Source organism: Phytohabitans aurantiacus (assembly GCF_027923225.1).
GTDB classification, from domain to species: Bacteria; Actinomycetota; Actinomycetes; order Mycobacteriales; family Micromonosporaceae; genus Phytohabitans; species Phytohabitans aurantiacus.
In genome coordinates this window covers 80555-103109 of the sequence record NZ_BSDI01000052.1, presented here as the reverse complement: position 1 = coordinate 103109, position 22555 = coordinate 80555, and the positions used below count along the sequence as shown (strand labels likewise).

Below are 22555 nucleotides of genomic sequence, written 5' to 3'. Positions count from 1 at the left end.
ACCCCGAATGACCCTCGGCTGGGCCAACCCAGCTGACAAAATGGCCCAACTACTCGGTGTTGCAACCACCGGTTGAGCTCGCCATAGCGACGGTGGAGCGCCAAGATCTGGATGCCGATGGCGTCTGTGGCGAAGTGCTGCCCCTCTAGGGGCAGTAGTTCGCCACGGTCTCCGGCAGCGGCCGCCCTCCGCCGCGTCCGCGCCTGGCGTGGGCGCCGAGCCGGCGGCGCCCACGCCCGGCTAGGCCCGGCCTGCGCGGCCCGGGCCGAGCAGGGCTGCCGCAGGTGAGGCGCCGCGCGGCGATCAAGGGAGTTCCGAACGATCAAGGGCATACGCACGTGGTTTTGAGATCGAACCACGTGCGTATGCCCTTGATCGACGAGCTGGGGGCGGGGCGTCCGCGCCGAGCGGGCACCGCGCGCCGCGACGAGCTGGGGGGCGGGGCGTCCGCGCCGAGCGGGCGCCCCGCGCCGCGACCAGCTGGGAGCGCGGCCGCTGCGCTGCGCAAGGGGACGCGGCCGCCGCGCTGAGCGGGGCAACGCGCGCTGCGCCCGCGCCCAGCGCGGCGCAGCGCGCTGCCGCGCGGGCCTAACGGGTTAGGAGACTGTCACTGTTTGGAGGTCGATGTCGGACTTCGGGTGGCCGCCGCCCGGGTTCGGGTCGAAGGCGCCGTCGTGGCCCTTCTCGGTGGCCTTCTTCAGAACGTCCAGGCCGGCCTGGTCGACCTTGCCGAGGATCGTGTAGTCCGGCGAGAGTTCGACGTCCTGGTAGATGAAGAAGAACTGGCTGCCGTTGCTGTCGGGCGAGCCGCTGTTGGCCAGTGCTACCACGCCGGCCGGGTACGCCGGGCGCTCGTTGGTTGGCAGGTACTCGTTGCCGAAGCGGTACGACGGGCCGCCGGTGCCGTCGGTCTCGCGGTAGCCCTTGCCCTTGGCGCTCGGGTCGCCGCACTGGAGCATGCCAGTGAACATGCGGTGGCACTTGGTGCCGTTGAAGAAGTTCTTGCTGGCCAGGTACGCGAATGATTCTGCCGCGCACGGCGACTTGGCCAGGTCGAGCGTGACGTTGACGGTGCCGAAGTTGGTGGTGACCGCCATCGTCTTGGTGCCGGTGTTCGGCGGCGACGTGGTCGGGGGCAGGCCGACGTCCACGGTCTGCTTGGTCTGCTGGTCCTTCGGCACCTCGATCCACTTGCAGGCGACCGGTGCGGCCGAGGTGTCGGAGCCGGGGGTGGTCTTGTCGTCTCCGGCCGCCGCCACGATCCACACCGTGCCGACGGCGACGATCAGCAGCGCCACTCCCGCACCGATGATCTGGAACTGGCGACGGCGCTTCTTGGCCGCGGCGGCACGCTGGGCCATCTCCCTTTCGAGCCGGGCCCGCGCCGCGGCGCGCTGCCGCTCCTTCGTGGACGTCACGGTCTTTCCTCCTGCAGTTATGACTGGCCGGTGGTCGGCGACGGGCTGGCTGTCGGCGCGGTCGGGGTGGCGGGCACCGACGCGCTAGGTGCCGGCGTGGCCGCCTCACCGACCGTGAGGCTCTGGATGATCACGTCCTGGGCTGGCTTGATCTTCTCGCCCGAGCCGTTGTCGACGGCGCCCAACGCGCCGATCTTCTCGACCACGTCGAGGCCGGCGGTGACGGTGCCGATGATCGGGTACGTCGGCGAGGACGTCGTGAAGTCCTTGAAGAAGATCAGGAACTGGCTGCCGTTGCCGCCACCTGTCGCCGCGTTGCTGATCAGCGCGACCGTGCCCTTGGGGTACAGCGGGGCCTGGGCGGGAGCGGGGCTGGCCGACGGGCTCGGCTCGGGCGCGGCGGGGACGTTTTCGTTGAAGAAGGAGTACGTCGCGCCGCCCTGGCCGGTGCCGCTCGGGTCGCCACAGCGCAGCGCGCCCTCGGCGGTCAGCTCGTGGCACTTGGTGTTGTCGAAGAAGCCCTTGCCAGCCAGGTACGCGAAACTGGCACTGGAGCACGGCGCGCTCGCGACGTCGAGCGTCACGGTGACCGGCGCGCCCTGGTTGGTGGTGATGGTCATCGGGCGGGTGCCGGTGTTGGGCAGGTCTTTGGTGGGCGGCGTGCCGACGTCTTTGAGGTTGGTGTTGGCGCTGCCGTCCTGCGGCGTCCAGGAGCACAGGTCAGCGGCCTCGGGTGTCTTGGGGTCCGAGTCGAACCCGCCGAGCAGCCACACCGTGCCGAACACGATCAGCAGGAGAGCCAGGGCCGATCCGATGCCGGCCTGCAGGCGCCGCTTCCTGCGTGCGGACGCCGCCTTGCGCGCCATCTGCCGGTCGTATTTGGCCCGGGCCAGCTTGCGCTGCCGAGTCTTGCTGGAAGGCACCCGCACTCCCCTCCTTGTCGCCCCGTGTAGCGCACGCCACACGCCCGCCAGAGTGTACGGGTAACGCCTGAGAAAGTGGTGTCCGAGGTCGACGGATTCCAATCGGCCGTTATCGAACCGCTAACGTGGACTCTGTGTTCGTTACCGGCTTTCCCGCCGACGCCTTTGGCACCAACTGTTACGTGGTGGCCACGGCGCCGGGGGAGCAGTGTGTAGTGGTTGATCCCGGTATCGGGGTGATTGACCGGCTGGACGCCGTGCTCGCGGAGCACCGGCTGCATCCGGCCGCCGTCCTGCTGACCCACGGACACCTGGACCATACGTTCTCCGTCACGCCGGTCTGCGGCGCGCGGGGCATCACGGCGTACATCCATCCGGCCGACCGCGAGCTGCTCGCCGACCCGACCAAGGCGATCAACTCCATCGACCCGCGCGCGCTGCTCGGCGGGCTGGAGTGGAGCGAGCCCGACGAGGTCGCGCCGATGACCGACGGCGAGATCATCAAGCTTGCCGGCTTGGAGATCACCGTCGACCACGCGCCCGGCCACACCAAGGGCTCGGTCATGTTTCGCCTGCCAGATCAAGAGCAGGAGATCTGCCTGTCCGGCGACGTGCTCTTCGCGGGCTCGGTCGGTCGTGTCGACCTGCCCGGCGGCAGCATGCAGGAAATGATGGTGAGCCTGCGCGACAAGGTGCTTACCCTCGACGATGAGACGGTCGTGCTGCCGGGCCACGGTCCGGCCACCACGATCGGCCGCGAGCGCGCCGCCAACCCGTACCTTCGCCAAGTGATGGAAGCCCACTCATGAGTAAGCCCACGCCGCTCTCCGGGTTTCCGGAGTGGCTGCCGCCCCAGCGCGCCATCGAGCAGTACGTGGTCGATCGCATCCGGTCGACCTTCGAGCTGTACGGGTTCGCGCCGCTGGAGACCCGTGCGGTCGAGCCGCTCGACCAGCTCCTGCGCAAGGGCGAGACCTCGAAGGAGGTGTACGTCCTGCGCCGGCTCCAGGCAGCCGCCGAGGACGCCTCCGACGAGTCGTTGGGCCTGCACTTCGACCTGACCGTCCCGTTCGCGCGGTACGTGCTTGAAAACGCCGGGAAACTCACGTTCCCCTTCCGCCGGTACCAGATCCAGAAAGTGTGGCGCGGAGAGCGCCCACAGGAGGGTCGTTACCGCGAGTTTCTCCAGGCGGACATCGACATCGTCGACCGCGACACCTTGCCGTTCCACTACGAGGCCGAGATCCCGCTGGTCATCGGCGACGCGCTCAGCGCGTTACCGATTCCGAAGGTGCGCATCCAGGTCAACAACCGCAAGGTGTGCGAGGGCTTCTACCGCGGCCTGGGCCTGACCGACCCCGAGGCGGCGCTGCGCGCCGTCGACAAGCTCGACAAGATCGGTCCGGACAAGGTCGCGGAGCTGCTGACGGAGACGGCGGGCGCGACCGAGTCGCAGGCCAAGGCCTGCCTGCGGCTCGCGGAGATCTCGGCGCCAGACACTTCTTTCGAGTCCGCCGTGCGCGCGCTGGGCGTCGAGCACCCACTGCTCGACGAGGGCCTGGCTGAGCTGGTACTTGTCATGCAGGCGGCCGCCGAGCACGCGCCCGGCCTGTGCGTCGCCGAGCTGAAGATCGCGCGCGGTCTCGACTACTACACCGGCACCGTGTACGAGACGCAGCTCGTCGGGTTCGAGAGGTTCGGCTCGATCTGCTCCGGCGGTCGCTACGACAACCTGGCGTCCGCCGGCAACGAGCGCTTCCCCGGCGTGGGCATCTCGATCGGCGTGTCCCGCCTGCTGGGGCTGCTGTTCGGCGCCGACGCGCTGTCGGTGTCCCGGCCGGTGCCAACCTGCGTACTCGTGGCGCTGCCGACCGACGAGCAGCGGGCGGCCTGTGACCGCACGGCCGCGGTGCTGCGCCGGCGTGGCATCGCCACCGAGGTGTCGCCGTCGGCGGCCAAGTACGGCAAGCAGATCCGGTTCGCGGAGCGGCGTGGCATCCCGTACGTCTGGTTCCCCGGCTCGGACGGCGCCCAGGACACGGTGAAGGACATCCGCTCCGGCACCCAAATCGATGCCGACCCGATGACCTGGACCCCACCCGCGGCCGACCTCCGCCAGCAGATCACCCGCCCGTGATCAAAGCTTCATTCAAGGCGTTCTTACGACTTGAATGAAGCTTTGATCACGGAGTCCGCAGCGATCACGCGCTTCAGCAACGCCGCGAGGAGGTCGGCGTCGGCCAGGGGTACGTCGGCCCAATCCGCGTCGATCTCGCGAGCGATGCGTGCGTGGGTGTCTTTGCCGCGCGGCGTCAGGTAGGCGCGGATGCGCCGGCGGTCGACGGGGTCGATGCGCCGGTAGACGAGGTTGTGCTCGGTGAGCTGATCGACGAGCTTGGTGAGGGTCGCCGGGGGCAGGAACGCCTGCTCGGAGATCTCGCTCATGGTGTGGCCGCCGCCGTCGGCGAGCAGGGCCAGCACCCGCCACGCGTCGGTGGAGAAGCCCATCGGGTCGAGCACGGCCTTGAGCCGGCGGGCGACCAGCCGCTCGGCCCGCGTCAGCAGAAGCGTGAGATCCGCGGGCCTTTCCACGCACCTCATGCTACAGATCGGTCGCAGGTGCCGGCAGCCTCTGGAGATCACGCCGTTGACCAGGGACGATGGGCGCCATGCGGCGACGGGAATGGCTGAGCCTCGATGCGGCGGCCGTCAATGTCGCGCTCGTGTTTCCGTTGCAGGGACCGGCGGGCGTGTTCGGGCCGACGTGCGAGCTGTGCGCGGTACTCGCCGCCGAAGAGGTCAACGCGGCCGGCGGGGTGCTGGGTCGCGAGCTGCGGCTGGTACCGGTGGATGGCGGAGCGCCTCCGGACAATGTGGCCGCCGAGGTCGAGGCACTCGTCCACATGGGAGCGGTGCATGGCGTGACCGGCTGGCACATCTCCTCGGTGCGCCAGGCGCTAGCACCTCGGATCGCGCACCGAGTTCCGTACGTCTACACCGCCCTGTACGAGGGGGGCGAGCGCACCGAGGGGGTCTTCCTCACCAGCGAGACCCCGGTCGACCAGCTGTTGCCGGCGATGCGGCTGCTGAGCCGGGAGCGCCGGGTCCGCCGCTGGTACGTGGTGGGCAACGACTACGTGTGGCCGCGCCACAGCGCGCGGGCGGCCCGGCGGTACGCGCTGGCGTGCGGCGGCCGGGTGTGCGGCGAGACATATCTGCCGCTCGGCACGAGGGATTACCGCGAAGTGCTCCGACGCATTGAGCACGCCGAGGTCGATGCGATCCTCATGCTACTCGTGGGCAATGACGCGGTGCGGTTCAACCGGGCGTTCGCGGCGTCCGGGCTCGACGCCAGGTGCCTGCGGCTGTCGACGCTGATGGACGAGAACATGCTGCTGGCCAGCGGTGCCGGGGCCACGGCTGGCCTGTACAGCACCGCCGGCTTCTTCGCGGACCTGGTGACGCGCGAAAACCTTGACTTCCACGGGCGCTACGCGCGCCGTTTCGGCGCGGAAGCGCCGCCGCTGGGCAGCCTGGGTGAGTCCTGCTACGAGGGGGTACTGCTGCTGGCGGCCCTGATCGCGAGGGCACGCACGCTGGACGTGCGGGCGATCGGGGCGAGCGCCGACGCGGTGTCGTACGAGGGCCCGCGCGGCCTGCTGCGGATGCGCGACCGGCACGTGCGGCAGCGCATCTACCTGGCCGAGGCCGAGGCCCTCGACTTCCGGGTACTGGCCGAGCTGACCGCCGCCCCTTGACAGCCCACCACCCCGGCCGAGATACTTCCTGTGGGAAGGATCTCCCATTTAATTGCTCGTGCGCTCCTTTCGCACGGGCTTATTTTTTTGCCTGCCTGGCATTCACGGAAACACCCTCTTAAGGGCTCGGAAATACGTTGGCAACGTGTCACGCAGACGCTGAGGGCGCCATTCACCAGGGCCTTCCGTGGAGGTCGGATGTATTCGTTGCGTGGGCGCCGGTTCGGCGCCCTTTTGATCGCTGCCACACTCGCGTTGACGGCGTGCGGCAGCAAGACCGGTGAAAACGACTCGTCGTCCAGCGGTGCGGTCGCGGACACGTCCGGCGACACCGTCAAGGTGGGCCTGCTCAACTCGCTGTCCGGCACGATGGCCATCAGCGAGGTGACGGTCCGCGACAGCATCAAGCTCGCGGTCGAGGAGATCAACGCCGCTGGCGGCGTACTGGGCAAGAAGCTGGAGCCGATCAGCGAAGACGGCGCCTCCGACTGGCCGACGTTCGCCGAGAAAGCGGAGAAGCTCATCAAGGAGGACCGGGTCGCGGCGGTCTTCGGCTGCTGGACATCCGCCAGTCGCAAGGCGGTCAAGCCGGTCTTCGAGGAGAACAAGGCGCTGCTGTTCTACCCGGTGCAGTACGAGGGGCTGGAGCAGTCGCCGTACATCTTCTACACCGGCGCGACGACCAACCAGCAGATCGTTCCCGGTCTTGACTACCTGAAGTCACAGGGCAAGACATCGGTCTATCTGGTCGGCAGCGACTACGTGTTCCCGCGCACAGCGAACAAAATCATCAAGGCGTACGCGGCCGCCAATGGCATGACGATCCTCGGCGAGGACTACGCGCCGCTCGGTTCGACCGAGTTCGGCACGATCGTCAACAAGGTCAAGGCGTCCAAGGCATCGGCCGTGTTCAACACGCTCAACGGCGACAGCAACGTCGCTTTCTTCAAGGAGTACAAGTCGGCCGGGCTGACCGCGGCGAGCATGCCGGTGGTCTCCGTCTCGATCGCCGAGGAAGAGGTCAAGAGCATCGGCACGCAGTACCTCGCCGACCAGCTCACCGCGTGGAACTACTACCAGACCACGCCGGGCGCGGCCAACGACAAGTTCGTCAAGGCGTACAAGGCGAAGTACGGCGCGGACAAGCCGACCAGCGATCCGATGGAAGCCGCCTACGTGTCCGTGTACCTGTGGAAGGCCATGGTCGAAAAGGCCGGCGCGTTCGACGTGGCGAAAGTGAAAGCGGCCTCCGACGGCGTCACCTTCGAGGCGCCGGAAGGCACCGTGACCATCGACGGCGCCACCCAACACATCTACAAGACCGCGCGCATCGGCAAGGTCGGCGGCGACGGCCTGATCACCGAGGTTTGGAACTCCGGCTCGCCCGTCAAGCCGGACCCGTACCTCAAGGGCTACACCTGGGCGACCGGCCTGTCATGACGGTCATCGTCAGCCAGCTCTTCACGGGCGTCAGCATCGGCGCGGTACTGCTGCTCATCGCGCTCGGCCTCAGCCTGACGTTCGGGCAGATGGGCGTCATCAACATGGCGCACGGCGAGTTCATCATGGCCGGTGCCTACACCGTGTACGTCCTGCAGAAGGTCATCACCGGCGCCGGCTGGTCGCTGCTGATCGCCCTGCCCATCGCGTTCGCTGTTGCGGGCGCGATGGGCGTCCTGCTCGAGTTCCTGCTGATCCGGCGGCTGTACGCCCGGCCGCTGGACACGCTGCTGGTGACCTGGGGCGTCTCGCTGATCCTGCAGCAGGCCGCCCGCGACATCTTCGGCGCACCGAACGTGCAGACCAAAGCGCCCGACGCGCTCACCGGAAATGTACGGATCACCGACGACCTGGTGCTCTCGAACAATCGGCTGTTCATCCTCGGCCTCGCCGGGCTGGCCGTGGTGGCGCTGACGCTGGTGCTGCGGTTCACGTCGCTGGGCCGCCGCATCCGCGCCGTCGTGCAGAATCGCGACCTCGCCGCCGTGTCCGGCATCCCCACCGGGCGCGTCGACCGGCTCACGTTCTTCATCGGATCGGGGCTGGCCGGGGTGGCCGGGGTCGCGCTGACCCTGCTCGGCCCGATCGGACCGACCATGGGCACCAACGTCATCATCGACGCGTTCCTGGTGGTCGTGGCCGGTGGGATCGGGCACCTGAAGGGCAGCGTGATCGTCGCGTTCGCGCTCGGGACACTGCAGTCCCTCATCGAGTACTCCACCACGGTCAGCGTCGCGAAGGTGCTCGTGTTCGTCGCGATCGTGGCGTTCCTCCAGTGGCGGCCCCAGGGCCTGTTCACCCTGCGAACGAGGAGCATGGCGTGACGTCTACTGTAGAAAGACCTGTGTCGGCGCCGCCGGTGGCTCCGCGGCGTCGCTTTGTCTTGAGAGGGCCGGGCGTCGGCCTCGCCGTCGGCGCGGTGGTGCTTTTCGCGGTCGCGCCGGTCGCACTCTCTGACTTCCGGCTCAGCCTGCTCGCCAAGTACCTGTGCATCGCCATGGTGGCGGTCGGCATCGGGCTCGCGTGGGGACGCGGCGGGCTGCTCACCCTCGGGCAGGGCGTGTTCTTCGGGCTCGGTGGCTACGCGATGGCCATGCACATGAAGCTCGCGGACGCGGGTCCGGGCCAGATGCCCGACTTCATGCTGCTGTACGGCCAACTCGACGCGCTTCCCTGGTGGTGGGCGCCGTTCCGCAGCCCGTACTTCGCCCTGCCCGCAACGGTTCTCCTGCCGATGCTGGTGGCTTTCCTGCTCGGCTCGCTGGTCTTCCGGCGCCGGGTGCGCGGCGCGTACTTCGCGATCCTGAGCCAGGCGCTCGCCGCCGCGCTTGCCATCTTCCTCATTGGACAGCAGGGCACGACCGGCGGCACCAACGGGCTCACCGACTTCCAGGGCTTCTTCGGATACGACCTGGACGACCCCGTCAACCAGCGGATGGTGTATTTCATCGTCGCCGCCAGCCTGCTTGCGCTGCTGCTGATAGCGAGGCAGCTCATCAGGTCCCGGTACGGCGAGCTGCTCGTCGCCGTCCGCGACAGCGAGGAGCGGGTGCGCTTCCTCGGGTACAACCCGGCCAACGTCAAGCTCGTCGCGTACGTGGTCGCCGCCGGCATGGCCGGCCTCGCCGGTGCGCTTTTCGTGCCGGCGGTCGGAATCATCAACCCGGCGCTGATCGGCATCGTGCCGTCGATCGAGTTCGTCATCGGGGTCGCCGTCGGTGGGCGTGCCACCCTGCTCGGCCCGGTGATCGGTGCGGTCGCGGTGGCATGGGCGCGCACCACACTGTCCGAGGAGTTCCCGGCCGCGTGGACGTACCTGCAAGGGTTGCTCTTCGTCCTGGTAGTGGCCTTCCTGCCGGGCGGCCTGGCGTCGGCACGCGTGCTGCTTCGCAGGAGGTCCCCTTGAGTGGTCTACGGATTCGCGACCTCCGGGTCTCGTTCGACGGGTTCAAAGCCGTGGACGGCGTCGACCTCGATGTGGCGCCCGGCGACATCCGGTTCCTCATAGGACCGAACGGTGCCGGAAAGACCACGCTCGTCGACGCGGTCACCGGTCTGGTCAAGGCATCCGGCTCCGTCCACTTCGGAGACGCCGAGCTGCTGGGCCGGCCGGTGCACCAGATCGCCCGCATGGGCGTCGGGCGTACCTTCCAGACCGCCACGGTGTTCGAGGAACTGACCGTGTTGCAGAACCTCGACATCGCGGCCGGCGCCGGCCGGAGTCCGTGGTCGTTGTTGCGGCGCCGCACATCGGTGCCCACCGTGGTTTCGGAGGCGCTGGAGACCATCAACCTCACCGCCCAGCGGGACCAGCTCGCCGGCACGCTCGCCCACGGGCAGAAGCAGTGGCTGGAGATCGGCATGCTGCTGGTGCAGGACGTGCGGCTGCTGCTGCTCGACGAGCCCGTCGCCGGCATGAGCCACGACGAGCGCGACGCCACCGGCGCGCTGCTCGGCGTCGTCAGCCGCGACCGCACCGTCGTGGTCATCGAGCACGACATGGACTTCATGCGCAGCTTCGCCCGCACCGTGACGGTGCTGCACGCGGGCAAGGTGCTCAGCGAGGGGTCGGTCGCCCAGGTGCAGGCCGACCCCAAGGTGCAAGAGGTGTACCTGGGTCAGGGGACGCGCGATGCTTGAGTTCGACGACGTACACGTCGGGTATGGCCGCAGCACGGTGCTGCACGGCGTCTCCGCCTCGGTACCCGCCGATGGGGTGGCCGCCGTCATGGGCCACAACGGCGCGGGCAAGAGCACGCTGCTGCGCGCCGCGATCGGCCTGCTCCGGCCGGCGCGCGGCGTGATCCGGCTCGCCGGGGAAGACATCACCAAGCTGGCGCCGCACGAGCGTGTGGCGCGCGGAATGGCGTACGTGCCGCAGGGCCAGCAGTGCTTCCCGCACCTGACGACGGCGGAGAACCTGCAGCTCATCGCCGACTCGCGCCCGGGAGGCCGCGCGGCCATGGGGGAGGCGCTGGACCTGTTCCCGGCGCTGCGCGCACTGCTGAACCGACGGGCAGGGCTGCTGTCTGGCGGCCAGCGGCAGCAGTTGGCGATCGCGCGTGCGCTGATCACGTCGCCGAAGCTGCTGCTGCTCGACGAGCCCACCGAGGGCATCCAGCCGTCGGTGGTCGCCGAGATCGAGCACACGATCCTCGGCCTGACCCAGCGGGGCGGCCTGTCCGTGCTCCTGGTCGAGCAACACGTCGGCTTCGCGTTGCGCGCGGCCAGCCACTACTACGTACTCGAATCCGGCCGCGTCACATCATCAGGCGCCGGCGGCGACTCCGCCCAGCAAGCAGTCCGCGAAGCCCTAGCCGTCTAAGCGTGATCAGGGCGTCCCTCAAGTCGTTAGAACGACTTCAGGGACGCCCTGATCATGGGGTCGTGGCGTCGAAGATGAGGCAGCTCGACGTGGCGTGCGCGACGAGGCGGCCCTTCTCATCGGTGAGGCGGGCCTCCGCGAGCGCGGTCCGCCGCCCGGCCGACAGCACAGTGCCCTCGCAGCGCAGCAAACCCGACGCGATCGTGACCGGACGCAGGAACTTCACGCTGAGGTCCAGCGACGTGTACCCCACGCCGGCGGGCAGCGTGGTGTGCACCGCGCACCCGGCCGCCGTGTCGAGCAGCGTGGAGAGCATGCCGCCGTGCACCGTGCCCAGCGGGTTGTAGTGGAACTCCTGCGGCATCATCTCGACGACGACCCGCCCCTTGTCGGCCTCCATGCGGCTCATGTCGAGCAGGTGCATGACCGGCGGGGCGGCCAGCTCACCGTCGATCATCGCCCGGATCAGCTCCAGGCCGCTGCGCTGCCCCACGTGGGCGGCGTTGGCCATCGGGTCCTGCCAGGTGAAGGTGCGGCTGCGCTCGGCGGTCTGAGTCTGACTCATGGACGCAGCCTCGCAGCAGCTTGCTAGGTCTGTCAATCAGACTTAGCCTGGGTGGAGTGAGACCTACAGCACTCGACTGGTCCATCGACAACTGCACCATCGCCCGCGGGATGGAGATCCTTGGCGAGAGATGGACGTTCGTGGTGCTGCGCGACATCTTCGCGGGCATCCGGCGCTTCGACGACATGCGTGAACGCACCGGCATCTCCCGGCAGGTCCTCGCCAACCGCCTCGCCATGCTCGTCGAGCACGGTGTGCTGCGCCGCGAGCCCTACCGTGAGCCGGGCGCCCGCGTCCGCCACGAGTACCGCCTCACCGAGAAGGGCCTCGACCTGTACCCGCTGCTCGTCGCTCTCAGCGAGTGGGGCAACCGATACCTGGCCGATCCCGAAGGGCCGCCGGTCGCCATGGTGCACCGGGACTGCGGCGGCGAGGTGTCGCCCGTGATGCGCTGCTCCCACGGCCACGACGCCCTCAAGCCCCGCGAGGTCGCCAGCGCCCCCGGCCCCGGCGCCCGGCGCCGCCCCTCGTGATCAGGGCGTCCCTCAAGCCGCTAGAGCGACTTGAGGGACGCCCTGATCACGGGCCTAGAGTTTCGGGATGACTGATCACTCCGTCCGGCTGCGTCCAGTCACCGAGGACGATCTGGCAATGTTCCGACGGTTCCTGACCGAGCCGGGCCTCATCGGCCTGGACTGGGCCGGGTTTCGCGACGCGCAGGCGCCGGCCCGCCGGTTCGCCACCGACGGCTACCTCGGCGACGAGGACGGCCGCCTCATCGTGGAGGTCGACGGCGAGTCAGCGGCGGGGCTCGTCAGTTACTCCGCTGGCCAGTACGGCGCCGCGGGCAGGCACTACGAGATCGGAATCGCGCTGCTGCCCGAGTGGCGGGGGCAGGGCATAGGCTGGCGGGCGCAGGCGATGCTGACGGACTACCTCTTCGAGCACACGGTCGTGCAGCGCGTCCAGGCCGGCACCCACCCGGAAAACGCCGCCGAGCAGAAGTCCCTGGTCAAGGCCGGCTTCCAGCTCGAGGGCGTGGTGCGGGCGTGCGAGTTCCGCGCCGGGCAATGGCGCGACGGCTACCTCTACAGCCGCCTGCGCACCGACCCCGCCCCCACCTACTAGCAACGACGCGCCCCCGCGCCCTGCGCGCCGCGCGCTGCGCGCCGCGCGCCGATCAAGGCCATCCGCGTCGATCAAGGGCAGATGCACGCGGAAAGAGATCCAACCACGTGCATTCGCCCTTGATCGACGGAAGCGGCGCGCCGCTGCGCCCTGCGCGCTGCGCCCTGCGCCCTGCACGCCGCGCGCCGCGCGCTGCGCCCTGCGCGTCGATCAAGGCCATCCGCGTCGATCAAGGGCAGATGCACGCGGAAAAGAGATCGAAGCACGTGCATTCGCCCTTGATCGGCGGAAAGCGGCGTGGCGCCGTGCCCGGCGCGATGCGCGTGCCGTTGATCGGGCCAGGCTCAGCGACGCGGGCGCAGGACCGAGAGCTCAGAATCTCGTTGTTCTGGGGGTGTGTCACCGCGCTAGGGTCCGGCGCATGCGGCTTGAGGCGGTCACCCCGAAGAACTACGAGGCGGCTCTGGAGCTGTCCGTGCGCCCGGACCAGGACGATCTCGTCGCGCCGGTGGTCAAGTCGCTGGCCGAGGCGTACATCTTCCCCGAGTACGCCTGGCCGCGACTGATCTACGACGGCGACCGGCTCGTTGGCTTTCTCATGGCCTTCCTGGACATACCGTGGGGCTCCGAGCCCGAGGCCGACCTGCGTTCCGGTCTCTGGCGGCTGAACATCGCCGCCGACGCGCAGGGGAAGGGCTACGGCCGGTTCGCCGTCGAGGCGGTGTGCGCGGAGATCCGTGCTCGCGGCGGCACTCAGGCGTACGTGACCTGGGAACCGCGAGCCGGAGGACCGGAGGAGTTCTACCTGAAGCTGGGTTTCCGGCCGACAGGCGAGGAGAGTGGCGGCCAGACTGTCGGCGTCCTAGACCTGTGAAAGACCGGTAGCGTCCCCGGAGTGACCTCTACCTGGGCGCCCTTGCGGATCGCGGCCTTCCGCAGCCTGTGGATCGCCGTACTGGCGAGCAACATCGGCACCTGGATGCAGACCGTCGGGGCGCAGTGGCTGCTGGTCGAGCAGCGCGACTCCTCGGCGCTCGTGGCGCTCGTGCAGACCGCGAGCATGCTGCCCGTACTGCTGCTGGCACTGCCTTCGGGCGCGCTGGCCGACACGTTCGACCGGCGGCGGCTGCTGATCGCGGTCCAGGGATTCCTGGTAGGGGTGGGCGCGCTGCTCACCGCGCTGACCGCCGCCGACAAGATGCCGCCGGCGCTGCTGCTGACGCTGACGTTCGCGCTGGGAGTCGGGCAGGCGCTGACGCTGCCGGCATGGCAGGCGATCATCCCGGAGCTCGTACCGCGGCCGCAGCTCCCGGCCGCCTCCGCGCTCGGCTCGATCAGCATCAACCTGGCCCGCTCGGTCGGCCCGGCGATCGCGGGCGTACTGGTGGCTGGCGTCGGCGTGGCGGCGGTCTTCGGGCTGAACGCGCTGTCGTTCCTCGTGTTCGGGCTGGTGCTGTTGCGGTGGCGGCGCCCCGTCGACGGGCCCGCGGGCGCCCCCGAGCGATTCACCGCGGCGCTGCGCGCGGGTGGCCGGTACGTGCGGCACTCGCCGGTCGTGCGGCGCATCCTGTTGCGTGCCAGCCTGTTCGTGCTGCCGGGCAGCGCCCTATGGGCGCTGTTGCCGCTGGTCGCGAGCCGCCGGCTCGCGCTGGGGGCGGGCGGATATGGCATGTTGCTCGGCGCGATGGGCGTCGGCGCCGTCGTGGGCGCTCTGGTTCTGCCTCGGGTACGGGAACGCCTCACGCCAAACCAACTGCTGGCCGCCGCTGGGCTGACCTTCGGGGTGGCGCTGCTGGTGCTGGGGCTCGTGCGCAACGCGTTCGTGGTGACACTGGTGCTGCTGCCCGCCGGCGTGGCCTGGATGACCGTACTGTCCAGCGTCAACGCGGCACTCCAGCTCTTCCTGCCAAACTGGGTACGCGGGCGCGGGCTGTCGGTGTGGCAGGTCGTGTTCGCGGGCGGGCAGGCGTTGGGTGCGCTGTTGTGGGGCGCGCTGGCCGACTGGCAGGGCCTCGTCACGACGTACGTGGTGGCGACGATCGTGATGCTCGCGGGCGCGGTGAGCGTGCGACTCTGGCCGCTGATGGACGTGGCGGGACTCAACCGCGAACCCACTATCTACTGGCCCGAGCCACACCTGGTACTCGACCCCGACCCGGCCGCGGGCCCGATCCTCGTGAGCGTGGCGTACGCGGTCCCGCCCGAGCGCGAGACCGACTTCGTGGCCGCGATGCGTGCGGTGCGGCGGTCCCGCCAGCGAACCGGCGCCACCCGATGGGGCCTGTACCGCGACGGTGCGGTGGCGGGACGCTTCGTGGAGGTCTACACGGTGCCATCCTGGGACGAGCACCTCCGCCAGCACGGCGGCCGCCTGACCGGCGCCGACCGCGAGGCCGAGGAGCGCGCCCGTGCCCTGGTAACCGGCACCCCCGAAGTAACCCACCTCCTTCCCGCCTAAGCATCTCCGGCTGTGCCGCGTCCGGCGTCCTGCGGCTGGCGTCGTGCTCGTCCGGGACGGCGTGTCGCCCCGCTCCGCACGCCTCCCCGCCTCCCGCCGCCCGCCGATCAAGGGCGAATGCACGTGGTTGGATCTCTTTCCGCGTGTTTTTGCCCTTGATCCATGCGATTGCCCTTGATCGGCGGACGCCAGGGGCGCCCGTGTCACAGATGCGCGACGCCAGGCGCGGGACGCGCGCCGCCGGACGCCGGGCGCGGGACGCGCGCCGCCAGACGCGGGGCGCGGGGCCCGGGGCGCGCGCCGCCGGACGCCGGGCGCGGGACGCGCGCCGCCGGGCGCCCGGCGCGGGGCCCGGGACGCGGATGCCAGAGGCGGGGACGCCAGGCGGGGATGCCAGGCGGGGATGCCAGGCGCCAGAGCGCGGGCACGCGGCGCGGGGCGCAGGACGTCGGGGCGGGGCGCCGGGGTCGGGACATGTTCGGGGTTTTTGTTGGGTCCGGGGCGGGTTGAGGGGACATCTTCCGGGATATTGCTGGGTCGGTTGGGGTCGGGCTTGGCGGGCGGTGCTGGCAGCGTGGGCCGGGGGTTTCGGCGAGCGCTTGCGAGCCGCCGGCTCGCGCGGTGCCCGCGGGAGCATGCGGTCCGCAGGTGACGCGGACCGGGGCATATGAGCGCACCGGGGCGCCCAAAAGCGAGCCTGCGACTACGCCTGCGTCACGTCGGGGAAGGGGTGAGGGCGGGGTCGGTCGCTGTGGGGGTGATCGACGCGGTCGCGGATGGGGTCGCGGTGGGTGAGCACTCCGGCGGTACGTCGGCGGAGCCGGTCGCGGAGAGCCGGGTCGGTTCGAGGACGGTGACCTGTACTCGCGCGGGGCCTGTCGTCAGTGGGCCGCCCCCGGAAACGGGGAGGGTGACGGTGCCGGCCGCCGTGGCGGTCGTGGTGTGCGTACTGGTCGAACCGTCGACGGCCGTGACCTGGTACACCACCATGGTGGCGCCGGAGACGGTCGCGGTCGCGTCGACGGTGTAGGTGCAGTCTGCGGCGACCGTGACGTTGACGGCCACGCCGGTGACGCGTGCGGGTGGGCGCGGGGCCCGGGTGGTCGGTGCCGCGCCGCCGCCTCCGCTCGGTTTCGGAGTGGGGCTGGCGGTCCGTGCGACGGGCTCGGTGGTCAGCACGGCGCCGGGGAGGGCCTCCGGGGGCGGGGTGCTGTTCGGTGACGCGAGGTCGGGCATGGCGAGGGTGAGCCCTTTGCGTGGCGGGTTGGTCGCGGGTATGCCCGGTGGCACCGGTCGGGCCTCGACGATCCGTTCGCCGTTGGGGCCGCTCGGTGTCGAGGTGAGGCTGGCCAGTGCCGCCGCCATCGGCAGCAACAGGGCGGCCGCTGACGTGACGAGGGCGACGCGACCGCGCCGGCCGATCCGCCGCCGGACCAGGGTCGCCGGGCGCGGGCGGTCACCGCGAGCGTCCGCCGTGAACCGCGCCGTCGCTCGCCCGCCGGGCATCGCCGGACGGTCAGCGCCTGCCGCCGCCGCATCGAGGCGCGCCGTGCCGACCGGCGGCTCGGCGGAGTCAGGGTCGGAGGCGAGGCGCGTCGGGCCGGCCGCTGGCTCAGCGGAGGCGGAATCAGAGGCGAGGCGCGCCGTGCCGACCAGCGGCCCGCCGGGGTCGGAGGCAAGGCGCGCCGTGCCGACCGGCGCCTCGGCGGAGTCGGGATCGGAGTCGAGGCGCGTGCCGGCCAGTGGCTCGGCGGAGGCGGAGGCGGAATCAGAGGCGAGGCGTGCCGTGCCGGCCAGGGGCTCGGCGGAGTCAAGCGCCGCCGATGCGGTCGACGCGAGTATTGCCGCGGTGTCGATCGGTGCCGCGCGCCACGGGGGAAGGTACGCGCGGCGGGACAACAGCAGTGGGTGCGGCGGCACTGCCCGGCGGCGCCGGCGTGGGCGGGCGGCCTTCAGTAGTGCCTCGCGCGCTCCGGCCGCGTCGAGGCGGTCGGCGACGTTCTTGGCGAGTAGCGCGTCGATCACCGGGGTGAGCGGTCCGGCCCGGCGGGGGCGGGGGTGCGGCTCGCAGACGGTCGCGACCAGGCATGCCATGGTGTCGCCGCGCGCGAACGGGCCCACGCCCTCGACCGCGAAGAACAGCGTCGCGCCGAGCCCGAACAGGTCTGCTGGCGCGCCACCGGGTGCGCCGTGCAGGCGTTCCGGTGCTACGTACCCGGGGCTTCCCATCACCGCGACGGTGCGGATGGCGGCCTGGGGGTCGCCGACGGTGGCGATGGAGAAGTCGCTCAGCAGCGGGCGGCCGTCGGCCTGTACGAGGACGTTGGAGGGTTTGACGTCGCGGTGGATGACGCCGGCCGCGTGGGCGGCGTCGAGGGCGTCGAGCAGGCCCAGCCCGAGTCGCACCGCGGCCATCGGTTCCAGCGGCCCGTCTTCCTTGACGAGCTGGCGCAGTGACCGGCCCTCGACGAGGCGCATGACGACCCACGGCTGGTCGGCGTCTTCGACCGCGTCGTAGACGGCCACGATGTTCGGATGGAAGAGGCGGCCCGCGCTGAGCGCCTCCACCATCGCGCGTTGCTTGATCTCATCCCGCTCTTGCGGGGTGACGTACTGGTCGAAGCGGATCTCCTTGATCGCGACCCAACGTGCGAGGCGCAGATCGTAGGCTCGCCAGACCACCCCCATACCGCCCGTGCCGATGACCGATTCCAGGAAGTACCGGCCTGCGACAAGGCGTCGCTCCGACGCCACAGCTTGACCTCCCCGTAGCCGCACCACTACTCCAGCACCAGGTAAGGAGGCAAGCCATCCCAGATCCGTACGTAGCAGTGTCGGCTGATGATCCGATACTGCCCGGTCCAGATCGTTATTTTGCCTGGTGACGTCGGTGATAGGTACGGACGAGATCCTCTACTTGGATGCGTAGGGCGAGAAATTCAGGGAGTCTTTTTGCCGACAGTTCACGATCGTCGGGCAGATTGACAGCGATGTCGGCCGCGATCCGACCGGGGTCGCTGGCGAGCACCACGACCCGCTGGCCGAGGAACACGGCCTCCTCCACGTCGTGCGTGACCATCAGGACCGTCGTGCCGGTGTCGCGCCAGACCCGCCGGATGAGGATCTGCATGTCCTCCTTGGTTTGCACGTCCAGTGCACCGAACGGCTCGTCCAGCAGCAGCACCTCCGGCTCGCAGGCGAGCGCCCGCGCGATGGCGACCCGCTGCCGCTGGCCGCCCGACAGCTGCTTCGGCAGGGCGTGACGCAGGTCGGCCAGTCCGGTCTCGTCCAGGTACCAGGTGACCCTGCGGGCGCGCTCGGCCCGGCTGATCGGCAGGAGCTCCAGCCCGAACCCCACGTTTCGCTCGACGGTGCGCCACGGGTACACGGCGCCCTGCTGGAAGACCAGGCCGCGATCCGGTCCCGGGCCGCTCACCGCGCGGCCATCGAGGCGCACCTCGCCGCCGGTGGGCCGGGCGAGCCCGGCCACCAGCGACAGCAGTGTCGACTTGCCGGAGCCGCTGGCGCCGACGACGGAGAGGAACTGACCGCGCGGCACGGTCAGGTCGATGCCGTCGAGCGCGCGCACCGCGCCGAAATCCTTCACCACGCCGGCTAACTCGAGTACAGCGCTCACACCCACCGCCCGACTCGGTCGCGGGTCAGGCGCAGCAGCAGGTCGATCGTCAAGCCGATGATGGCGATGACCACGAGTACGGCGAAGATGCGGTCGATCTGGTTGAACCGTTGCGCCCGCACGATCCGGTACCCGAGGCCCGACTCGGAGGCGATCAGCTCGGCGACCACCACGAAGTTCCACGCGGCGGCCGCGTTGACCCTGATGGCGTCGAGCATGCCCGGGAGCGCGCCGGGCACGATCACTTTGCGCAGCACCTCTCCACGTCTTGCTCCGAGGGTGTACGACACGTCGATCAGCGCGGTCGGCACCTGCCGCACCGCGTCCGCGGTCATCAGCGTGTTGAAGAAGATCGTGCCGATGAACAGCAGCGCGATCTTCGACGGCTCGCCGAGGCCCAGCCAGATGATCAGCAGTGGGATGAACGCACTCGCTGGGAGGTAGCGCAGCAGGCCTATCACCGGTTCGAGGGCGGACTGGGCGGCCCGGAAACTGCCCATCAGGATACCGAGCGGCACCGACACGAGCACGGCCAGCCCGAAGCCTTGCAGCACGCGCGCCACGGTCGCCCACGCGTCGGTCCACAGGACACCGGAGCGGGCCATCTCGACACCGGCCGCCCACGCCTCGGCCGGCGAGGGCAGGAAGTCTGGGCGCCCGTCAACCAGTACGCTGCCGACCTGCCACGCGACCAGCGGCACCGCCACCGACAGCACCGCCAGCGTCCACCTCGCCGCCGGGGCTATCGGGCTGCGGATGGCGAGCAGGCTCGGCACCCGCCGGGCGGGCCGGCGGCGGGGGAGCGGATCCCACTCCCGGTGCGATCTTTCCACCGGCGCCGTCACGGTCATGAGGACGATGCCTTGACGAACGTCGGATCGAACAGGCCATCGAGGGGCGGCTCCTCGTCGACCAGGCCGGCCTTGACCAGGAATTGCGCGATCGACTTGGCCTGGTAGTCCAGGTGCGCCGGCGTGGTACCCGATTCGAATGCCGCGAGGTTCTGCTCCCGCGCGAAGATAGTGGTACCCGCGTCATAGGTCTTGTAGTCGGCGTCGCTGACGCCGCCCTTCTTGGCCATGATGCTGATGGCCGCGTCGGGGTTCGCCTTGATCCACGCCAGCGTCTCGAACCAGGTGTCCACCATGGCCTGTACCTCTTTGGGGTGGTCCTTGACGAAGTCAGCGGTGAACACGAGGTGGTCGGGGATCGCGCCGGGGAAGTCCGCGGAGGTGGCGATGGCCTTGCTGCCGGCGAGCCCGAGCGCCGTGGTGGTAAACGGCGCGAACGCCCCGACGGCGTCGACCTGCCCGGCGAGGAACGCGGCCGCGGCGGCATCGGTCAGCAGCGGCTTCACCGTGATGTCCTTTTCGGACAGTCTGGCCTTCTGGAGGGCGAGCAACAGAAGGTAGTGGTCGACCGTGCCCTGCTCGACGGCGACCGTCTTGCCTTTCAACTCAAGAACCGAGTCGATGCCCGGCTTGGCGATGATCTGGTCGTTGCCGGTGGAGTTGTCGTTGACGAGCACGATGGTCTGCTGCGCGCCGCCGCTGACCGAGGAGAGCGTGTCGTTGAGGGTCTGGCTGTTGGCGTCGAGGTTGCCGGTCGACAGGGCGGTGAGGCTGTCGGTGTAGCTGTCGAAGTACTTGAGGTCGACGGTCACGCCGTTCTTGGCGAACAGGCCCTGCTCCTGCGCGACCTGCCAGGGGAACCAGCCGGGCCAGGCGCTGAACCCGATGCGTACCGTGGTCGGTTCACCGGCGGCGTCGTCCTCTGTGGACCCGCACGCGGCCAGCAAAAGCAGCGCCGCCGCGGCGGCGGCGAGAAGCCTCTTCATGACGTGCTCCTTTGGGGGAGGTGGCCGGCCCGCACCAGGCAGCCGAGGGTGTCGCAGATGACGCGCGTGGCGATGAGGGACGTGATCTCGGCGTTGTCGTACGGCGGGGAGCACTCGACGATTTCGATGCCGGCGAGCGGCCGCTCGGCGATGAGCTGGATGAACTTGAGCACCTCGCGCGGGAGGAAGCCGCCGGGCTCGGGCCAGCCGGTGCCGGGTACGAACGCGGCGTCCAGACAGTCGACGTCGAACGACAGCCACACCGCCTCCGCGCCGTCCCACGCGACCTCCAGGGCGCGCTCGGCGGCGGCCTCGATGCCCATCTCGACGCAGTCGGTAACCGTCATGATCGTGGTGCCGCGCTCGCGCCCCACCTTGACGCCGGGGCGGGGCGCCTGCCAGCCGCCGATGCCGATCTGCACGAGGTTCTTCGGCGGGACGTTGGGGATGTCCGTCGCATGGAACCAGGGCGTCGTGTGCATCCGTTCGTCGAGGTCGGTCTCCTGGGTGTCGACGTGCCGGTCGAAGTGGATGATCCCCAGGTTGCCGTCGAGATGTTCGGCGACCCCGCGCACCGTCGGGTACCCGATCGAGTGGTCACCGCCCAGCACCACCGGGAACGCGCCGGAGGAGTACACGTGGCTGACCGCCTTCGAGATCTGGTCGAAGGTCTTTTCGATGTTGGCGGGGATGGTGAACACGTCGCCGAGGTCCGCGATCGTGATCGACTCGCGCAGGTCGACGCCGAGCTCGAACGAGTACGGGCCGTAGAGGGCGGAGATCTTGCGGATGCCCTGCGGGCCGAAGCGCGTGCCGGAACGGTACGTCGTGCCGCCGTCGAAGGGCGCGCCCAGCACCGCCACGTCGTACTCGCCGCAGCGGCGCACGTCTTCTAGGTACGGCGCCTTCAGAAACGTGTTGATGCCGGCGAAGTGCGGCAACTCGCCGCGGGAGAACGTCGGGATGCGCTTGTCGACGATGGAGTCGGCGCCGGGCAGCCCGTACTCCAACCCGCGCGCGACCTCTTCCTCCCACTTCGTGGTGGGCAGTTCGGCCTCGCGTTCGACGGCGTAGCGGGCCTCGGGACCGTAGTGGTTATGGAACATTCCCACGGGCACCTCCGGGCGAAGGCCTGGCTGGATACAGCCAGGAACGGCTGTCTCCCGGGCTTTTGTCCCGCCGTGGAGCGCGGCGGCTCGATGCCGCCGCGCCTGCGTCTCTCGGACCAGGCCCGCCCGCTGCTGGGGCGGCGGAACCCTAGGCGCGCCTCACCTGTGGTGAGTCTTCCGCAGTAGACCGGCTGCCCATTGCGGATACTTTGCCCGTTGGTTACGCCTATGTATCGACGCAGATGAGGGCGTCGCACGCGCGCGCCGCCCTCCTCGCCCTTTTCCGTCGATCAAGGGCGAACGCACGTGGTTCGATCTCTTTTCCGCGTGCATTCGCCCTTGATCGATGCGAATCTCCTTGATCGGCAAGCGGTGCGCCCGGCAGAGCGGCGCGCCCGGCGGGTGCCGACTCGCCCTTAGTACAGGAACACGTGGCCGTGCGAGATGGCCGCGCAGCCCGAGTTCGGCTGGAACTCGCTGAACAGGATCTCCTTGCCGTCCATGCGCCCGGTCACGCCGATCAGCACCGGGTCCCACACGTCCGTGCAGCCCTGCCCCGGCAGCGGCGGGATCGACTTGATGTCGCCCTTGGCGTCGCTGATCTCCGAGCAGACCTCTTTCTGGTGCGGGTGGGTGGGCAGGCCCGGGCCGGACGGGCCGCAGTCCACCAGGATCACGCCGTTCGGGCTGTAGATCCGGACCTCGTTGTCGCCGGCGGCCGGCGCGGCCGCGGCGGGTGGGGCGAAGATCGCCAGGGCTCCGAGGGCGGCAAGGGCCGCCGCGGCGGTGCGTGTTCTCATCGAATCCTCCCGTGGGTGAGAACGACCTCCTCCTATATAGATGTCAATCAGATGCGTGAAGGTTCGCGCCAACGTGGGTCAGATCAACGACCGTGCG

Annotated in this window: 22 protein-coding genes and 1 riboswitch; of the genes, 12 read left to right on the top strand and 10 right to left on the bottom strand. The window is 69.8% G+C overall.

Annotation, left to right across the window (positions count from 1 at the left end; translation table 11 throughout):
• Positions 1–596: 596 nt before the first annotated feature.
• On the bottom strand, positions 597–1418 hold the full coding sequence (locus QMG73_RS36390) for a peptidylprolyl isomerase (RefSeq protein ID WP_281903480.1): 822 nt from the start codon (positions 1416–1418) through the stop codon (positions 597–599).
• A 17-nt stretch (positions 1419–1435) separates the two neighbouring features.
• The gene (locus QMG73_RS36385) at positions 1436–2341 is read right to left on the bottom strand and encodes a peptidylprolyl isomerase (RefSeq protein ID WP_281903479.1); all 906 of its coding nucleotides are present in this window, start codon (positions 2339–2341) and stop codon (positions 1436–1438) included.
• A gap of 134 nt (positions 2342–2475) precedes the next feature.
• Between QMG73_RS36385 and QMG73_RS36380 the strand changes: the two genes are divergently transcribed.
• Complete coding sequence (locus QMG73_RS36380) at positions 2476–3150, top strand: MBL fold metallo-hydrolase (protein ID WP_281903478.1); 675 nt, start codon at positions 2476–2478, stop codon at positions 3148–3150.
• Positions 3147–4478, top strand: a complete 1332-nt coding sequence (gene hisS, locus QMG73_RS36375) for a histidine--tRNA ligase (protein ID WP_281903477.1) — start codon at positions 3147–3149, stop codon at positions 4476–4478. Before QMG73_RS36380 ends, hisS begins: the two co-directional genes overlap by 4 nt.
• Positions 4479–4501: 23 nt before the next feature.
• Here the strand turns inward: hisS and QMG73_RS36370 are convergent, their stop codons facing one another.
• Positions 4502–4933 carry a MarR family winged helix-turn-helix transcriptional regulator gene (locus QMG73_RS36370; RefSeq protein ID WP_281903476.1) on the bottom strand — a complete coding sequence of 144 codons (432 nt, stop codon included), beginning with the start codon at positions 4931–4933 and terminating at the stop codon, positions 4502–4504.
• Between the two features lie 77 nt (positions 4934–5010).
• Here QMG73_RS36370 and QMG73_RS36365 point away from each other — a divergent pair, with 77 nt between their 5' ends.
• The 6 genes from QMG73_RS36365 (at position 5011) to urtE (ending at position 10924) form a co-directional block, all read left to right on the top strand.
• On the top strand, positions 5011–6099 hold the full coding sequence (locus QMG73_RS36365) for a substrate-binding domain-containing protein (protein ID WP_281903475.1): 1089 nt from the start codon (positions 5011–5013) through the stop codon (positions 6097–6099).
• A 198-nt stretch (positions 6100–6297) separates the two neighbouring features.
• Complete coding sequence (urtA, locus tag QMG73_RS36360; protein WP_281903474.1) at positions 6298–7539, top strand: urea ABC transporter substrate-binding protein; 1242 nt, start codon at positions 6298–6300, stop codon at positions 7537–7539.
• Positions 7536–8423 (top strand): urea ABC transporter permease subunit UrtB, encoded by an 888-nt coding sequence (urtB, locus tag QMG73_RS36355; RefSeq protein ID WP_281903473.1) that lies wholly within the window; start codon positions 7536–7538, stop codon positions 8421–8423. The genes urtA and urtB overlap by 4 nt, the downstream gene beginning before the upstream one ends.
• Before the next feature lie 59 nt (positions 8424–8482).
• Positions 8483–9505, top strand: coding sequence for an urea ABC transporter permease subunit UrtC (gene urtC / locus QMG73_RS36350; protein WP_281903471.1), 1023 nt, complete (start codon positions 8483–8485; stop codon positions 9503–9505).
• Complete coding sequence (gene urtD / locus QMG73_RS36345) at positions 9502–10239, top strand: urea ABC transporter ATP-binding protein UrtD (RefSeq protein WP_281903469.1); 738 nt, start codon at positions 9502–9504, stop codon at positions 10237–10239. Before urtC ends, urtD begins: the two co-directional genes overlap by 4 nt.
• Positions 10232–10924, top strand: coding sequence for an urea ABC transporter ATP-binding subunit UrtE (gene urtE / locus QMG73_RS36340; protein WP_281903467.1), 693 nt, complete (start codon positions 10232–10234; stop codon positions 10922–10924). The genes urtD and urtE overlap by 8 nt, the downstream gene beginning before the upstream one ends.
• A gap of 52 nt (positions 10925–10976) precedes the next feature.
• Here the strand turns inward: urtE and QMG73_RS36335 are convergent, their stop codons facing one another.
• Complete coding sequence (locus tag QMG73_RS36335) at positions 10977–11489, bottom strand: PaaI family thioesterase (RefSeq protein ID WP_281903466.1); 513 nt, start codon at positions 11487–11489, stop codon at positions 10977–10979.
• A 56-nt stretch (positions 11490–11545) separates the two neighbouring features.
• Between QMG73_RS36335 and QMG73_RS36330 the strand changes: the two genes are divergently transcribed.
• The 4 genes from QMG73_RS36330 to QMG73_RS36315 all read left to right on the top strand — a co-directional run bounded on the left by QMG73_RS36330 (position 11546) and on the right by QMG73_RS36315 (position 15075).
• Positions 11546–12022: a winged helix-turn-helix transcriptional regulator gene (locus QMG73_RS36330; RefSeq protein WP_281903465.1), complete on the top strand. Its 477-nt coding sequence runs from the start codon at positions 11546–11548 to the stop codon at positions 12020–12022.
• 67 nt (positions 12023–12089) lie between these two features.
• On the top strand, positions 12090–12617 hold the full coding sequence (locus tag QMG73_RS36325; RefSeq protein ID WP_281903464.1) for a GNAT family N-acetyltransferase: 528 nt from the start codon (positions 12090–12092) through the stop codon (positions 12615–12617).
• Positions 12618–13038: 421 nt separating this feature from the next.
• Complete coding sequence (locus QMG73_RS36320; RefSeq protein WP_281903463.1) at positions 13039–13491, top strand: GNAT family N-acetyltransferase; 453 nt, start codon at positions 13039–13041, stop codon at positions 13489–13491.
• A gap of 21 nt (positions 13492–13512) precedes the next feature.
• Positions 13513–15075: an MFS transporter gene (locus tag QMG73_RS36315; protein WP_281903462.1), complete on the top strand. Its 1563-nt coding sequence runs from the start codon at positions 13513–13515 to the stop codon at positions 15073–15075.
• Positions 15076–15789: 714 nt separating this feature from the next.
• Here the strand turns inward: QMG73_RS36315 and QMG73_RS36310 are convergent.
• The 6 genes from QMG73_RS36310 to QMG73_RS36285 all read right to left on the bottom strand — a co-directional run bounded on the left by QMG73_RS36310 (position 15790) and on the right by QMG73_RS36285 (position 22458).
• Positions 15790–17829, bottom strand: coding sequence for a serine/threonine-protein kinase (locus QMG73_RS36310; RefSeq protein ID WP_281903461.1), 2040 nt, complete (start codon positions 17827–17829; stop codon positions 15790–15792).
• A 115-nt stretch (positions 17830–17944) separates the two neighbouring features.
• Complete coding sequence (locus QMG73_RS36305; RefSeq protein ID WP_281903460.1) at positions 17945–18712, bottom strand: ABC transporter ATP-binding protein; 768 nt, start codon at positions 18710–18712, stop codon at positions 17945–17947.
• Entirely contained in the window at positions 18709–19563 is an 855-nt protein-coding gene (locus QMG73_RS36300; protein WP_281903459.1) for an ABC transporter permease, read from the bottom strand. Before QMG73_RS36300 ends, QMG73_RS36305 begins: the two co-directional genes overlap by 4 nt.
• On the bottom strand, positions 19560–20549 hold the full coding sequence (locus tag QMG73_RS36295; protein WP_281903457.1) for an ABC transporter substrate-binding protein: 990 nt from the start codon (positions 20547–20549) through the stop codon (positions 19560–19562). The genes QMG73_RS36300 and QMG73_RS36295 overlap by 4 nt, the downstream gene beginning before the upstream one ends.
• Positions 20546–21655: an agmatinase family protein gene (locus tag QMG73_RS36290; protein ID WP_281903489.1), complete on the bottom strand. Its 1110-nt coding sequence runs from the start codon at positions 21653–21655 to the stop codon at positions 20546–20548. The genes QMG73_RS36295 and QMG73_RS36290 overlap by 4 nt, the downstream gene beginning before the upstream one ends.
• A 52-nt stretch (positions 21656–21707) precedes the next feature.
• Positions 21708–21821, bottom strand: a riboswitch (guanidine-I (ykkC/yxkD leader).
• A gap of 253 nt (positions 21822–22074) precedes the next feature.
• Positions 22075–22458 carry an SSI family serine proteinase inhibitor gene (locus QMG73_RS36285; RefSeq protein ID WP_281903455.1) on the bottom strand — a complete coding sequence of 128 codons (384 nt, stop codon included), beginning with the start codon at positions 22456–22458 and terminating at the stop codon, positions 22075–22077.
• Positions 22459–22555 lie beyond the last annotated feature (97 nt).

Coding starts and splice junctions, on each gene's coding strand:
- hisS (WP_281903477.1), top strand. CDS start 3,147: ATGAGTAAGCCCACGCCGCTCTCCGGGTTTCCGGAGTGGCTGCCGCCC.
- QMG73_RS36365 (WP_281903475.1), top strand. CDS start 5,011: ATGCGGCGACGGGAATGGCTGAGCCTCGATGCGGCGGCCGTCAATGTC.
- urtA (WP_281903474.1), top strand. CDS start 6,298: ATGTATTCGTTGCGTGGGCGCCGGTTCGGCGCCCTTTTGATCGCTGCC.
- urtB (WP_281903473.1), top strand. CDS start 7,536: ATGACGGTCATCGTCAGCCAGCTCTTCACGGGCGTCAGCATCGGCGCG.
- urtE (WP_281903467.1), top strand. CDS start 10,232: ATGCTTGAGTTCGACGACGTACACGTCGGGTATGGCCGCAGCACGGTG.
- QMG73_RS36335 (WP_281903466.1), bottom strand. CDS start 11,489: ATGAGTCAGACTCAGACCGCCGAGCGCAGCCGCACCTTCACCTGGCAG.
- QMG73_RS36325 (WP_281903464.1), top strand. CDS start 12,090: ATGACTGATCACTCCGTCCGGCTGCGTCCAGTCACCGAGGACGATCTG.
- QMG73_RS36320 (WP_281903463.1), top strand. CDS start 13,039: ATGCGGCTTGAGGCGGTCACCCCGAAGAACTACGAGGCGGCTCTGGAG.
- QMG73_RS36300 (WP_281903459.1), bottom strand. CDS start 19,563: ATGACCGTGACGGCGCCGGTGGAAAGATCGCACCGGGAGTGGGATCCG.
- QMG73_RS36295 (WP_281903457.1), bottom strand. CDS start 20,549: ATGAAGAGGCTTCTCGCCGCCGCCGCGGCGGCGCTGCTTTTGCTGGCC.
- QMG73_RS36290 (WP_281903489.1), bottom strand. CDS start 21,655: ATGTTCCATAACCACTACGGTCCCGAGGCCCGCTACGCCGTCGAACGC.
- QMG73_RS36285 (WP_281903455.1), bottom strand. CDS start 22,458: ATGAGAACACGCACCGCCGCGGCGGCCCTTGCCGCCCTCGGAGCCCTG.